This is a genomic window from Halomonas sp. AOP7-E1-9, assembly GCF_052376035.1.
GTDB classification, from domain to species: domain Bacteria; phylum Pseudomonadota; class Gammaproteobacteria; order Pseudomonadales; family Halomonadaceae; genus Vreelandella; species Vreelandella citrativorans.
Genome location: NZ_JBQSVC010000006.1, coordinates 22,688 through 36,974, shown reverse-complemented (window position 1 = coordinate 36,974; position 14,287 = coordinate 22,688). Strand labels below are relative to the sequence as shown.

7 protein-coding genes are annotated in these 14,287 nt (G+C 59.6%); 3 read left to right on the top strand and 4 right to left on the bottom strand.

The features are described from left to right. Positions 1 to 537 precede the first annotated feature (537 nt). From ilvD to ACT3R4_RS05305, 3 genes are all read right to left on the bottom strand, one after another. Positions 538 to 2,223 carry a dihydroxy-acid dehydratase gene (gene ilvD / locus ACT3R4_RS05315; RefSeq protein WP_441679712.1) on the bottom strand — a complete coding sequence of 562 codons (1,686 nt, stop codon included), beginning with the start codon at positions 2,221 to 2,223 and terminating at the stop codon, positions 538 to 540. Positions 2,224 to 2,323: 100 nt separating this feature from the next. Next, the gene (locus tag ACT3R4_RS05310; protein WP_172116060.1) at positions 2,324 to 2,611 is read right to left on the bottom strand and encodes a helix-turn-helix domain-containing protein; all 288 of its coding nucleotides are present in this window, start codon (positions 2,609 to 2,611) and stop codon (positions 2,324 to 2,326) included. Then, positions 2,611 to 2,931 carry a type II toxin-antitoxin system RelE/ParE family toxin gene (locus ACT3R4_RS05305; RefSeq protein WP_172116059.1) on the bottom strand — a complete coding sequence of 107 codons (321 nt, stop codon included), beginning with the start codon at positions 2,929 to 2,931 and terminating at the stop codon, positions 2,611 to 2,613. The genes ACT3R4_RS05310 and ACT3R4_RS05305 overlap by 1 nt, the downstream gene beginning before the upstream one ends. A gap of 162 nt (positions 2,932 to 3,093) precedes the next feature. On the opposite strand from ACT3R4_RS05305, the gene recC reads away from it, so the two are divergent. Continuing rightward, positions 3,094 to 6,720, top strand: coding sequence for an exodeoxyribonuclease V subunit gamma (recC, locus tag ACT3R4_RS05300; RefSeq protein ID WP_441679710.1), 3,627 nt, complete (start codon positions 3,094 to 3,096; stop codon positions 6,718 to 6,720). Between the two features lie 30 nt (positions 6,721 to 6,750). Here recC and pncB read toward each other — a convergent pair whose 3' ends face one another. Next, positions 6,751 to 7,929, bottom strand: coding sequence for a nicotinate phosphoribosyltransferase (pncB, locus tag ACT3R4_RS05295; RefSeq protein WP_172116057.1), 1,179 nt, complete (start codon positions 7,927 to 7,929; stop codon positions 6,751 to 6,753). 270 nt (positions 7,930 to 8,199) lie between these two features. On the opposite strand from pncB, the gene recB reads away from it, so the two are divergent. Both recB and recD read left to right on the top strand, forming a co-directional pair. Next, complete coding sequence (gene recB / locus ACT3R4_RS05290; RefSeq protein ID WP_441679709.1) at positions 8,200 to 11,961, top strand: exodeoxyribonuclease V subunit beta; 3,762 nt, start codon at positions 8,200 to 8,202, stop codon at positions 11,959 to 11,961. Further along, entirely contained in the window at positions 11,958 to 14,285 is a 2,328-nt protein-coding gene (gene recD / locus ACT3R4_RS05285; RefSeq protein WP_441679708.1) for an exodeoxyribonuclease V subunit alpha, read from the top strand. The genes recB and recD overlap by 4 nt, the downstream gene beginning before the upstream one ends. Positions 14,286 to 14,287: the final 2 nt, after the last annotated feature.

Sequence of the window (14,287 nt, the reverse complement as noted above, 5' to 3'; positions counted from 1 at the left end):
GCTGCATTTTACGCAGTGATGACAAGCCGCCCGGGCCGTGTCACCTAACTCCGGCACCGCTTCGCGCTGCTCCCGCGGGTGCGCTGGCGCTTACCACGCGCTACAAGAATCCCCTCAGGTGGCTGCACACATCGTAGCGCGCGGTAACGCGCCGTGAGGAACGAACGGCAAGGCACCCGCGAATGGCGGCGCCAGCCGCCCGGGCCGTGTCACCTAACCCCGGCACCGCTTCGCGCTGCATCCGCGGGTGCGCTGCGCTTACCACGCGCTACGAGAACCACCCCAAATGGCTGCACACATCGTAGCGCGCGGTAACGCGCCGTGAGGAACGAACGGCAAGGCACCCGCGAATGGCGGCGCCAGCCGCCCGGGCCGTGCCACCTAACCCCGGCACCGCTTCGCGCTGCATCCGCGGGTGCGCTGGCGCTTACCACGCGCTACAAAATTCGGTAAACGTATCGTCGCACGCCACCAAACCGCATATAGGCGTGTTCCGTAACGACGGCCCGGCGCGAATGGCCGGGCCGCCAGCGTCACTTACTCGCTTTGGTCGGTAACGGCACCGGTGCTTGCTGAGCTTACCAGCCGTGCATATTTGGCCAACACGCCGCGGGTATAGCGCGGTGCGGGCTGTTGCCACGCAGCACGGCGGGTTGCCAATTCTTCATCGCTTAGCTGCACTTCGATAGTGTCCGCTTCGGCATCGATGGTGATGAGATCGCCATTTTTCACCAGCGCCAGCGGGCCGCCATCAAAGGCTTCCGGTGCTACGTGGCCGACCACAAAACCGTGGCTACCGCCTGAAAAGCGGCCATCGGTAATCAACGCGACGTCGTTGCCCAAGCCGCGCCCCATAATGGCCGACGTCGGTGTGAGCATTTCGCGCATACCCGGGCCACCTTTGGGGCCTTCGTAGCGAATAACCACGACATCGCCTGCCACCACGGTGCCGTCATTGATGCGCGCCTGAGCTTCTTCTTCAGAACCAAACACCCGCGCCGTGCCGGAGAAGCGCGTGCCTTCTTTGCCGGAAATTTTAGCGACCGCACCTTCCGGCGCCAGGTTGCCATAAAGAATCCGCAGATGGCTTTCGGTTTTAATCGGCTTATCCAGCGGCGCGATAATTTTCTGGTCATCCGGATAGGCTTCAACGCCTGCCAGGTTTTCCGCCAGTGTTTGCCCGGTGACCGTCAGGCAGTCGCCGTGTAGAAGGCCAGCTTCCAGCAGTTTTTTCATCAGCGGCTGAATACCGCCAAGCGCCACAAGCTCGCTCATCATGTAGTGGCCGCTGGGGCGAAGATCTGCCACTACCGGCACGCGTTTACCGATCTCGGTAAAGTCGGAAAGCGTCAGCTCAACATCGATAGTGCGCGCCATGCCGATAAGATGCAGCACCGCGTTGGTAGAGCCGCCTAACGCAATCACCACGGTAATCGCGTTCTCAAACGCCTTACGGGTCATGATATCGGAAGGTTTGATATCCCGCGCCAGCAGCTCAAGCACCGCCTCGCCCGCCGCTTTACAGTCGTCACGTTTTTCCTGGGAAATGGCGTTTTGTGCCGAGCTGCCCGGCAGGCTCATGCCCAGCGCTTCAATGGCCGATGCCATGGTATTGGCAGTGTACATACCGCCACACGAACCGGGACCAGGAATCGCGGTTTCCTCGATCTGCTTGAGCTCAATCAAATCCATATCGCCCCGCGAGTGAGCACCCATGGCCTCGAACACCGAGACGATATCGGTGTGCCCTTTGCCCGGCATGATGGTGCCACCGTATACAAACACGCTGGGGCGATTCAAACGTGCCAGCCCCATTACGCAGCCCGGCATGTTTTTGTCGCAGCCGCCAATTGCCACCAGGCCATCAAATCCTTCGCAGCCCGCAACGGTCTCAATGGAATCCGCGATCACCTCCCGCGAGACCATCGAGTACTTCATGCCCTCGGTGCCATTGGCAATACCGTCGGAAATGGTGATGGTGTTGAAGACCACACCTTTACCGCCTGCAGCATCGGCACCCTCGCGGGCCTGCTCGGCAAGCTCACCAATATGGCTGTTGCACGGCGTCACCATGCTCCAGGTAGAGGCCACGCCCACTTGGGGCTTTTTGAAATCAGCGTCGTTAAATCCTACTGCGCGCAGCATGGCACGGCTGGCGGCTTTACCCACGCCATCGACCACCGGGGCGGAATGGCGGCGAGTATGGTTTGGTGTATCGGTCATGGGGAAGTCCTCTTGGCTTTACTCAAAGTATCTGCATAGCTTGGGGATACCCTGGCTTGCGCGCAAGAGAAGATGAAAAACACATGGTTATCTATTTAAGCTAAACAGCTGCTTTATGGGGTCGAGGCAGGACAGACAGATCAAACCCACACGCTTGAGCATAACGCTGCAGTGTTTTCCAGCCAGGATTACTGTCACCACGTTCTAACCGACTGATATTGCTTTTCTGAGTATGTAATCGCTGAGCCAGCTCTTCCTGAGTAAGGCCCGCACGCTGACGCATGGAAATAAGCGTGTTGGCTAATTCAAATTCAGGCGCCAACCGCTCGTACTCAGCGTTAACCTCAGAATTCTGGAGCGCCTGTTCTTTCAATGCTTTTAAATTCATCACGGCTGTACCTCACGCTGTCTGGACCGGGCTAGTGCTAACGCTTGGCGAGGCGTTTTTTGGCTCTTTTTAACAAAGACATGGAGAACAACTATCCGCTGGCCCTGTACGTAACAAAATAAGGAGCGCCCTATACCCTCTTTGGCTTTTGCCCTTATCTCAAAGAGACCGTCTCCCATCGCTTCCGTATGCGGCGGACCCAAGTTCGCCCCATGCTGCTCAACCATTTCTAACAACCGAAGCATCCTGGCCTGAATTTTTGGCGGCATACCAAGGATGTCGCTTTCAACACCAGGATAGAAATCAATCTGCCATTGCATTAAACAGCCCCTAAAGTTATCACTTATGATAACCCATAAGCTGCAAAAGTTCCTATCGATAGCACCCACTAAAGACGTTTAACTTATGGCACCATAGTAGTCTTAAGTACGTGTCTTAAGCACTGTGCCTTATCGCTACCGCCTTGAAGGAAATATCGCCGCATGTCGTCACCCTCATTGCTTGCCAATACATCGCCTCTTACGCCGGGTTTTATGGTGGTGCATGCCAACCGCCTGGAAGACCTGCGCGGGTTAGCGGTTGAGTGGATGCGCCTTCATCCGTTAGGGCCGCTTGAGAACGAGACGATTCTGGTGCAGAGCAACGGCATCGGGCAGTGGTTGAAGCTGGCACTGGCGGAAGACCCGGCACAGGGCGGCGCGGGCATTGCGGCGGCGCTGAACGTTACCCTGCCTGCGCGCTTTTTATGGCAGGCCTACCGCACGGTGTTAACGCATATTACCGGTGATGCCCAGGCGGTGCCTGAAACCTCACCGTTTGATAAGTCGCGCCTGGTATGGCGCTTGCTGCGCTTACTGCCCAGCCTCGCTGAGAAGCCCGCCTTTGCCCCATTGGCGCGCTTTTTGGAAACCGACCGCGACCAGCGCAAGCACTATCAACTGGCCGAGCGCCTGGCGGATTTATTCGACCAATACCAAGTGTACCGCGCCGACTGGCTAGACGCCTGGGCACGGGGCGAAGATGTACTCATTACTGCACGCGGCGAAGCGCGCCCGCTGGATGAACACCAGCGCTGGCAGCCGGAGCTGTGGCGCGCCCTGCGTGATGATGTTGCCGCCTCCCAGGGCGAGGCCGGGCTTAATAGCAGCCGTGCCCAAGTGCATAGCCGCTTTTTAGAGGTTGCCGAACAGCTGGAAGGCCAGGCGTGCCCGCCGGGGTTGCCGCGTCGGCTGATTATTTTTGGGATTTCCTCGCTGCCCCAGCAAACGCTGGAAGCCCTGGCAGCACTTTCGCGCTGCTGCCAAATTGTGCTGTGCGTGCATAACCCCTGCCAGTATTACTGGGCGGACATCATCGAACACAAGGATTTATTGCGCGCCAACCGCTACCGCCAACAGCGTAAAACGGGCATGCCCGAAGCGCTGGACGTACTCGGCGACGGCGATGTAGATAGCGCGCTGCATCTGCATGCCCAACCGCTGTTGGCAGCCTGGGGCAAGCAGGGGCGTGACTATCTGCGCCTGCTGGATGAGCATGACGATGCGGGCAACTACCAAACCCTGTTTGAGCAACAGGCGCTGCGTATTGATATGTTCGAGCCGTTCAGCACGCCCGAACACGCCTGCCTGCTCAGCCAGCTTCAGGATGATATTCGCGAGCTGCGCCCAGTGGCCGAAACCCAAACGACCTGGCCTGCGGTTGATGCAACCCACGACGACTCCATTGTGTTTCATATCGCCCACGGCCCCCAGCGCGAAGTGGAGATTCTTCACGACCAGCTGCTGGCTGCGTTCAGCGCCGACCCCGAGCTGCGCCCGCGAGATATCATCGTTATGGTGCCGGACATTGACCGCTACGCGCCGCATATTGAAGCGGTGTTTGGTCAGTACCGCTCAAGCTACCGCACGCTTGGCCGCGACGACCCGCGCTATATTCCCTACACCCTTTCAGACCAGGCCAGCCGCCACCGCCTGCCGCTGATGATTGCGCTGGAAAAGCTCTTGCGCCTGCCCGAGCTGCGCCTCTCAGTGAGCGACCTGCTCGACCTGTTAGACGTGCCCGCCCTGCGCGCTCGCTTTGGCATTGAAGAGCGCGATTTGCCCACACTAAACCGCTGGATTGAGGGTGCGGGCATCCGCTGGGGCTTAAACGCCCAGCAGCGCACCCGGCTTGATTTGCCCCAGGGCTTAAGCCAGAACACCTGGGCGTTTGGCCTGCGCCGTTTACTGTTGGGCTACACCGTGGGCGTGGCGGATGCGTGGCAGGGTATCGAGCCGTTTGATGACATCGGCGGGCTTGAAGCCTCGCTTGCCGGGCCGCTGGCAACACTGCTTGAGAAGCTGGAAACCACGTGGGAGATTTTTTGCCAGCCGACCACCGCCGCCAACTGGGTTGTTCGGCTGCGTGAACTGCTGGAAACCTACTTTCTTACCGATGACGCTGCAGAGAGCGTGATGCTGACCAAGCTGGAAGGCGCGCTTCAGCAGTTGTTCCACAGCACCGAAGAGGCCAAATTGAATGATGATTTGCCGCTTTCCATGGTGCGTGAACACTGGCTCTCGCAAATTGATGAGCACAGCCTTTCTCAGCGCTTTTTAGTCGGAGCGGTCAACTTCGCCACGTTAATGCCGATGCGCGCCATTCCCTTCAAGCGGGTGTGTTTGCTGGGCATGAACGACGGCGAATACCCACGCTCCCAACCGCCGCTGGATTTTGACCTGATGGGCAGCGACTACCGCCCCGGCGACCGCTCGCGCCGGGAGGATGACCGCTACCTGTTTCTGGAGGCGCTGCTGTCGGCGCGCCAGCAGCTCTATATCAGTTGGGTGGGCCGCAGCCAGATCGACAACAACCCCATGCCGCCTTCCGTGCTGGTCGGCCAACTGCGCGATCACTTGGCGGCAGGCTGGGTAAGCCAACACCAGGCTGACGAGCCACTGATTGAAGCGCTGACCACCGAGCACCCGCTACAACCGTTTAGCCATCGCTATTTTGCCCAGCCCGGCAGTTCAGCCTCCCAGGCCCGGCTCTTTACCTATGTACATGAATGGCGCGATGCCCACGAACAGCACGCGCTGCTCGCCTCACAGGAAAACCCAAATAAACAGCAAAGCGCCCTGCTCGAATTTAACCAGGATGTCCCACTGACGCTTGCCCAGCTAGGCAGTTTTCTGCGTGAACCGGCCAAGGCGTTCTTCAACACTCGCCTGGGCGTGTATTTTGAGCAGGAAGTGCTGACCCAGTTAGACGTCGAGCCGTTTGTGCTTAACGGCCTACAACACTGGCAACTGCAGGACCAACTGATTGCCGCCCAGCGCCATGCGGTAGACAACGGCGAGCCGCGTGAAGACGCCATGTTTGCCGCGCTTGAGCGCATCAAGGGCCAAGGCGTGCTAGCGGTAGGCGCTTTTGGCGAGCGCATGAGCGAATCGCTGGCCGAGCCCATGCAGGCGCTGTTTGATGCCTATCGGAAAGCGCTCGAAGAGTGGCCCGTCGCCGTGGAAGCCCCTCAAGCGGTCGCATTTAACGCCCACGAACTTTCGGTCAACGACTGGATTAACGAACTGCGCACGGATGAGAGCGGCAAGCGCTGCCGCCTGCTGCTGGTGAGAAACAGCTTGATTAGTAATGCGCGTGGTCGAGGGCAGTACCGTTGGCAGCATCTACTCCGCCCTTGGGTGGCCCACCTGGCTGCCAATGCGGTGTCGCCGATGACCACACAGCTGCTTTCCAAGGCAGGCCATGCGCGCTTTGAACCGCTAGCAGCGGATACCGCCCAGGGCCATCTAGCGACTATTTTGCAGTGCTGGAAAGAAGGAATGACCATGCCGCTGCCACTTGCCCCCCAGGCAGCGTTTGCCTGGCTGAGTAAAGAGGGAACGGTGGACAGCACCGCCGATAGCGACGCCTTTAGCGCAGCGGCAAGCACCTATGAAGGCGGGCGCTTTCAAACCGGCGAAGTAGCGCAAAGCGCCTACCTCGCCCGCCAATGGCCCAACTTTGAAGCGCTGTTTAACGAGGGTAACCAGAAAGGGGCTAACTCCGCCCTCCGCTTCTCCGCCCTGGCAGATGCCCTTTACCTGCCGCTCTACCGTGCGGTGAAAGAGTAGCACTGCTCGGTAAAAGGAGGTGCGCTTCGCTTAATGCTGGTGGTTAACCAGGAGTATTCGATTGGCCAGCGAGATCATTTCGGGGTCGCCGGTGTTCTTTTCGGCCACATCGGAAAGCTTGATGACCGGCAGCCAGCCCTGGCCCTCAGGGCGCGCCTCGACCATTTTGATCACCATGTTCATGGGCTCCTCGCCCACATCATTGGTGAAGTTGGTGCCAATACCAAACGCCATGCCGATACGATCTTTGCAGAACGCATGAATGCGCTCGATTTTTTCCGGAGTGAGCGCATCGGAAAAGATAATCGTCTTGCTCAGCGGGTCAATGCCCAGGCGCTCATAGTGCGCGATGGTTTGTGAGGCAAAGTCGATAGGGTCGCCGCTATCGTGGCGCACGCCATCGAACAGCTTGGCAAACTTCTTATCGAAGCTGTCGAAAAAGGCTTGCGAGGTAAACGTATCGGTTAACGCAATGCCAAGGTCGCCCCGGTACACATCCACCCAATGCTCCAGGGCCAGGCTGTTGGCCATTTTGAAACCAAACCGGGCACCGTGGAACATGAACCACTCGTGGGCGTGCGTACCAATCGGCTTCACATCATGGCGCATCGCCAGTAGCACATTACTGGTACCGGTAAACGACTCGCCGCCGTGATGGCGAAGCGCGCCCACCACACGGTCGTGAACATTAAAGGAGAAACGTCGACGCGTACCAAACTCAGCGATTTTGAGCCCCATGCGGTGGTAAAGCTCGATTTTTTCCTGGGCGTTCTGCTCGATCATCGCATCCGCTTCAGGGGTAATCGTAATACCACGCAACCGATACCAAAGCTCGCTGATCAGCGCCATCAACGGCACTTCCCAAAGGATAGTGCGATACCACGGGCCTTCAATCACCACGGAAAGGTCCGCCCCCTGCTGCTCGATAATGACCTCGCTGGGGTCATAACGAAACCCGGCCAAAAAATCGAGATAAGTGGGGTCCAAATAAGGGCAGGTCGTTTCGAGATAGCGCTTCTCTTCGTCGTTTAAGCGAAGCGCCGCCATATTATCGACTTCATGGCGTAATGCAGCGCCGAACCCTTCTGGAAAGGCATGCGCGCCACGGTTAATAAAAGCGTAGCGCGCATGGGCATACGGGAAGCGTTTAATCACGGCGTTCTGCATCGTGATTTTGTAAAAGTCGTTATCCAGAAGCGAGGTCAGCATGAAGTCTCATCATCAACGTGAACAGAAGCCGCGGTAGCGTAAACCGGTCGCCCGCAAAGTGGCTAGCCGACAAGATTATCAGGTGATGGCGCTGGCTCCCAGCCCAACCCGCTCGCTTGTGGCTTTTGCTCGCTGCTTTTTGCTCCCTATTTGCTCGCTGCTTTTTGCTCCCTAAGGGTCATCGCGATATAGTTCTCCAGCCGCCCCTATTTGCCCCACCCGGGGCGTGTTGTTTTTGTGCCTGCTAGCGCCTGCTCCTGGAGACCAGTGATGAGCCATCCCGCCCCACTCAACCCACTGAGCTTGCCCTTGCACGGCAGCCGCCTGATCGAAGCCAGCGCCGGTACCGGCAAAACCTTCACCATCGCGCTTTTATACGTGCGCCTGGTATTGGGTGGGCGCAGCAAAGAGGATGACGACGCCTTTATCCGCCCGCTCACGCCGCCGGAAATTCTCGTAGTCACGTTTACCAATGCCGCGACCCAGGAGCTGCGCGAGCGGATTCGTAACCGCCTGGTGGAAGCCGCCGAGATTTTTCGCAGTGATGAAAACGCAGGCGATAAACTGCTGCTTGAGCTGCGCAGTGAGTACCCACCCTCGGCCTGGCCCGCCTGCGCACGGCGCTTGGCACTGGCCGCCGAGTGGATGGACGAAGCCGCCGTTTCCACCATTCACAGCTGGTGCTATCGCATGCTGCGCGAGCACGCTTTCGATAGCGGCAGCCTGTTCTCGCTGAACCTGGAGAACGACCAGCGCGAGCTAGAACAGGACGTCGTGCGCGACTACTGGCGCAGCTTTTACTACGCCCTTGAGAGCGATGCGCTGGAAAGCATTGTTAGCTACTGGCAATCCCCCGACGACCTGCACGCCAGCTTGCAACGCCTACTGCCCGAGTGCGACGCGCTGGGCGAACAACGCCCCGAACCTCTGCAAACGCTAACGAACTGCCAAGCCGCCCGAGCCGCCAAACTCAGCGCATTAAAAGCCCCCTGGGCTGCATGGCTGAACGATGTGGTGCCCGCGCTGGAAGAAGCTGCCCAGCAAAAAGCCTTTAAGGGCCAAAGCTTTAACGCCAAAAGCCGCGCCAACTGGCTAGGAGCGCTGCGCGATTGGTGCACCAGCGATGCCGACCGCCCCCAGCTTACCGATGCCGCCTGGCGGCGCATGACGCCTGAGGGCATGGCCGATATCTGGAAAGTGGGCACGCCGCCCTGCCCAGAAGTGTGGGAAGCGCTCGCCCAACTGCCCGGCGAGCTTAATGCCCTGCCCGAGCCGCGCAACGACCTGTTAATTCACGCTGTGCAGTGGTGCCGCAAACGCCTGGAGCGCGAGCAGGAGCGCCGCGCTGAAATGGGCCCCAACGACCTTCTCACACACCTCGACCGCGCCCTGCAAGGCCCCAATAAAGAAGCGCTGGCCGCCCAAATCCAGCGCCAGTTCCCGGTCGCGCTGATCGACGAATTTCAGGACACCGACCCAATCCAGTACCGCATTTTTAACGCGGTGTATAACGTTGCTACACCGCGCCGCGACAGTGCCGTGATGCTGATTGGCGACCCCAAGCAGGCCATTTACGCCTTCCGTGGCGCAGATATTTTCACCTACCTGAAAGCCCGCCACGACACCGATGGCCGCCACGTTACGCTGGGCACTAACTTTCGCTCAAGCGCTGCAGTGGTTAACGCGGTTAACCACTGCTTTAACTACGCCGACAAGCATGAAGCGGGCGCGTTTTTATTTCGTGAACAAGGCGGCGAGAACCCTCTGCCGTTTTTACCGGTAGACGCCAAAGGCCGCGCCGATCAGTTGGTGTTGAACGGCGCGCCACTGCCCGCCATGACGCTGTGGCAAATGGCGGCTGACGAGCCGCTTTCCAAAACCGCCTACCAGCTTGAAATGGCCGAAGGCTGCGCTTCCCACATGACCGCCCTGCTGGAAGCGGGTCGCAAGCGGCAAGCGGGTTTTAAAACCGAGGATGAACTCACGCCACTCAAACCTTCCGACATGGCGGTGCTGGTGAACGGCCTTCAGGAAGCCCGCGCTATTCGCTTGGCGCTTGCCAGCCGTGGGGTTAAAAGCGTTTATCTTTCGGATCACGATAAGGTATTTAGCTCATCTATCGCCCAGCAGGTGGAAACCTGCCTGCGCGCCTGTGCGGAATCCCAGGCCAACTCCCGCCAGGCGGAAGCCAAGCTGCGCGCAGCGCTTGCCACGCCGCTGCTTGGGGTGAGCCTTAGCGAGCTTGATCACCTTAACGAGAGTGAGCTTGCCTGGGAGGCCCGGGTAGAGCAGTTCAGCCGTTACCACCGCTTGTGGCAGCGCCAGGGCGTGCTGCCGCTGGTGCGCAAGCTAATGGTGGACTTCGACATTCCTGCCCGGCTGCTTGCGTTGACCGACGGTGAGCGCTTGCTAACCGACTTGCTTCACCTGGGCGAACTGCTTCAGCAGGCAAGCCAGGAACTGGATGGCGAGCACGCGCTAATTCGCTTTCTGGCGGAAGCGATTGCCGACCCGGAAAGCCACGGCGACAGCCACAAGCTGCGTCTGGAAAGCGATGCGGACCTGGTCAAGGTCGTGACCATCCATAAATCCAAGGGGCTTGAGTACCCGCTGGTCTTTCTGCCGTTTATTGCCAACCACCGCTCCACTAAAAAAGGCGATGTGCCGCTGCGCTGGCACGATGGCGAAGGCAATTTACAGCTAAGCCTAAGCGCCGATGCAGAAACACTCGCTACCGCCGACCGCGAACGTTTAGGCGAAGACTTACGCAAGCTTTACGTGGCACTTACCCGTGCCCGCCATGCCACTTGGCTGGGGCTTGCGCCGTTAAAGGATGGCGAAGGCAGCGCCCTGGGTTACCTGCTTAATGGCGGTGACTACATTGCGCCCAATACATTCGGCGAAGCGCTCGCCGCGCTGGTTCATAAAAGCGACATAGCCCTGGAGCCTGCGCCAGCCCCTACCGCACTGTGCTTTACGCCCGCCCAGCAGCAAGAAGCGCTGGGGCAAGCCCGCACGCCCACGCGCCCGGCCCGCGAGCAGTGGTGGATCGCCAGCTACTCGGCGCTACGCACCACGGGCGGCATCTCAGGGCTGCTGTCAACCGCTGCCCCCACGCCGGAACCCACCACGCCCCAGGAAGCCACCACGTTTGAAGTGCTGGATGAGCCGCAAGATTTGCTGCAAGGTTCTCCATTGACCGGGCAGCCCATGGCGAGTGTAACCACTCACTACCCATTGCCCGCTGACAGCGACCAGCCGAGTGCAAACGCAAGCCACCTGCACCGTTTCCCTCGCGGCCCCGGCCCTGGCACCTTTCTACACGGCTTGTTGGAATGGGCAGGCCAGCTGGGCTTTGCCAAGGCGCTTGAAGACACCGCCGTCCGTGAGGACACTCTGCGCCGCCGCCTGCAACTGCGCGGTTGGCAAGCGTGGTATGAACCGCTGGCAGGCTGGTTTGAGGATTTGCTCGGCACTCAACTGCCGCTTCCCGGCCAGCAAAGTGCCGTGGCGCTTCAACAGCTAAGCGGTTATCAGGTAGAGCTGGAGTTCTGGTTTGCTGCCCACCAAGTGGATACGCAGGCGCTGGATGCGCTGGTTAGCCAGCACTTACTTCCCGGCCTTGCGCGGCCCGCGCTGGATGCCGACACGCTCAACGGTATGCTCAAAGGCTTTATCGACTTGGCGTTTGAGTTTGATGGGCGCTTTTATGTGCTGGACTGGAAATCCAACTACCTGGGCGCAGACGACAGCGCCTACACCGTTGATGCCTTGAGTGCCGCGCTGCTGGAAAAACGCTACGACCTACAGGCCGCGCTGTACCTGCTGGCGCTGCACCGGCTGTTAAAAGCCCGCCTGCCCAACTACGACCCGCACGTCCATTTGGGCGGCTCATTGACCGTATTTTTGCGTGGCAGCCGGACGCCTGCACGCGGCGTACACCCCGAACCCGCCCCGGTGGCGCTAATTGAAGCGCTGGATGCGTTATTTGCAGGCACGGCCAACGGCGCTGGCCTTAAGGAAACGGCATGAAAGATTCACAAACCCTGGACCTGTTCGGCGAAAACGAGCCTGCGCCTGCCACAACGCGTAACAGCACCCCAGCGCCTGGCCACCAACGGCACCCTGCGCTGAACGATACGGGCACTTTAATGGCGCTTTGCGAGCGCTGGGTCGCCAGAGGCTGGCTGCGCGACCTGGACCGCGCGCTGGTCAGCTTCTTCGCCCGCGAGGGAGGTCAGGTGCCGCCGCTGCTTCTGCTGGCCACCGCGCTTGCCAGCCATCAGTTGGGCCGAGGCCATGTGTGCCTGGACTTAAACGCCACGCTGAACGCACCGGATTTCGCCCTATCGCTCCCACCCGAAGGCGATGACCTAAGCGACCCGCCGCCACTACCCAGCGAGGTATTAGCCACGCTAACGCTTGCCGAGTGGCAGGCCGCGCTTGAGCACCCGACGCTTATCAGCAACGGCCACGGCAACACACCGCTGGTGCGCTCCGACACCCCGCACACCACCCGGCTTTACCTGCGCCGTTACTGGCAGTACGAACAAACCCTGCACCAGGAAATCGCCGCACGTTTGGCCATATCTGAGATGCCAGACAGTTCTTGTGGGAGCCCAATTCATTGGTGGTCCGACACATCGGAGAAGGGTGACGCTAGTCACCCCAATTTACTCCAACAAGCCCTGAACACCCTGTTCCCCGACAACGGCACACTGGACTGGCAAAAGGTCGCCTGCGCGCTGGCGGCGCGCAGCCACTTTGCGATTATTACCGGCGGCCCCGGCACCGGCAAAACCACCACCGTCGTGCGCCTGCTCGCCCTTCTGCAAACCCTGCAACTGGCCCATTCGCCAACGCAGGCGCTACGCATTCGCTTAGCCGCCCCCACCGGCAAAGCCGCCGCCCGCCTTAATGAATCCATTGCCGGGCAGGTAAGCCAGTTGCCTATCGAAGACCTTGCAGCGCTATGGGAGCAGAGTGAATTGTGGGAGCCGAATTCATTCGGCGAAGATTCATGCACTGAACAACTAAGTGCCTCCATCCCCACCGAAGTCACCACCCTACACCGCCTGCTAGGCGCCAGGCCCGACACCCGCCACTTCCGCCACAACCCCAACAACCCATTGGCGTTGGACGTACTGGTGATCGACGAAGCCTCCATGGTCGATATCGAAATGATGACCGCCGTGTTAAGCGCCCTGCCCGCCCACGCCAAGCTGGTGCTGCTGGGCGATAAAGACCAGTTGGCTTCTGTGGAAGCCGGTGCCGTGCTCGGCGACTTATGCCGCCGCGCCGAGGCCGCCCACTACACGCCAGAAACCGCCGAGTGGCTTGCCAAACTTACCGGCCACCCGCTGCCCGAAGCGCTAACCAGCCCCAACGGCCAACCCCTCGACCAAGCGATTACCATGCTGCGGGTAAGTCACCGCTTTGACGCCGCCAGCGGTATTGGTCAGTTGGCCGAGGCGATTAACCAGCCGTTAAGCGCCACGCTTAGCGAGCGCGATAAACAGAACGCCGTACACAGCGCCCTGCGCCACGGCTACGCCGACCTGCATCATTTGGTGCTAGGCGGGGAGAATGACAGCGCCCTGGAGCGCCTGGTGGTGACCGGCTCCCCAGAGCGCTTCCCCTGTGCCGGTAAAGGCCGCCTTGATAAGAAAACCAATAAAGAAATAGCGCCGCCCACGGGCTACCGGCACTATCTTACGGTTTTGGATCAACAGCGCCCCGAGGTAACGCTAGCCTTTGAGGAAAACAAAGGCGCCTACGACACGTGGGCCAGAGACGTACTAAACGCCTACGGCCACTTCCAACTGCTCTGCGCACTGCGCAAAGGGCCGTGGGGCGTAGAAGGCTTGAACTTACGCATCGCCAAGGTACTGCGCAGCCACACGCTATTAAGCGCAAGCGATATCGAACTAGAGAAAGGCTGGTATGAAGGCCGCCCGGTGCTGGTCACGCAAAACGACTACAGCCTAGGGCTAATGAACGGCGATATTGGCATTACGCTAGCAGTACCCGACCCGCGCGGCGTAGGAAGAACCTTATATAGAGTCGCCTTTCCGACCAGCGATACGAAAAACCCCATCCGCTGGGTACTTCCCTCCCGCCTGCACGCGGTAGAAACCGTATTCGCAATGACAGTACACAAATCCCAAGGCTCGGAGTTCTTGCACACGGCGCTGCTGTTACCCCAAACACCTAACCCGATTCTGACGCGGGAGCTGGTTTACACCGGCATCACCCGCGCCCGCGAATGGCTTACGCTGGTGGAGGCCAAGCGGGGGATATTGAATGATGCGGTGGTTAGGGAGGTTATGCGGGTTAGTGGCTTGAAGGGGATTTAACG

Coding starts and splice junctions, on each gene's coding strand:
- ilvD (WP_441679712.1), bottom strand. CDS start 2,223: ATGACCGATACACCAAACCATACTCGCCGCCATTCCGCCCCGGTGGTC.
- ACT3R4_RS05310 (WP_172116060.1), bottom strand. CDS start 2,611: ATGAATTTAAAAGCATTGAAAGAACAGGCGCTCCAGAATTCTGAGGTT.
- ACT3R4_RS05305 (WP_172116059.1), bottom strand. CDS start 2,931: ATGCAATGGCAGATTGATTTCTATCCTGGTGTTGAAAGCGACATCCTT.
- recC (WP_441679710.1), top strand. CDS start 3,094: ATGTCGTCACCCTCATTGCTTGCCAATACATCGCCTCTTACGCCGGGT.
- pncB (WP_172116057.1), bottom strand. CDS start 7,929: ATGCTGACCTCGCTTCTGGATAACGACTTTTACAAAATCACGATGCAG.
- recB (WP_441679709.1), top strand. CDS start 8,200: ATGAGCCATCCCGCCCCACTCAACCCACTGAGCTTGCCCTTGCACGGC.
- recD (WP_441679708.1), top strand. CDS start 11,958: ATGAAAGATTCACAAACCCTGGACCTGTTCGGCGAAAACGAGCCTGCG.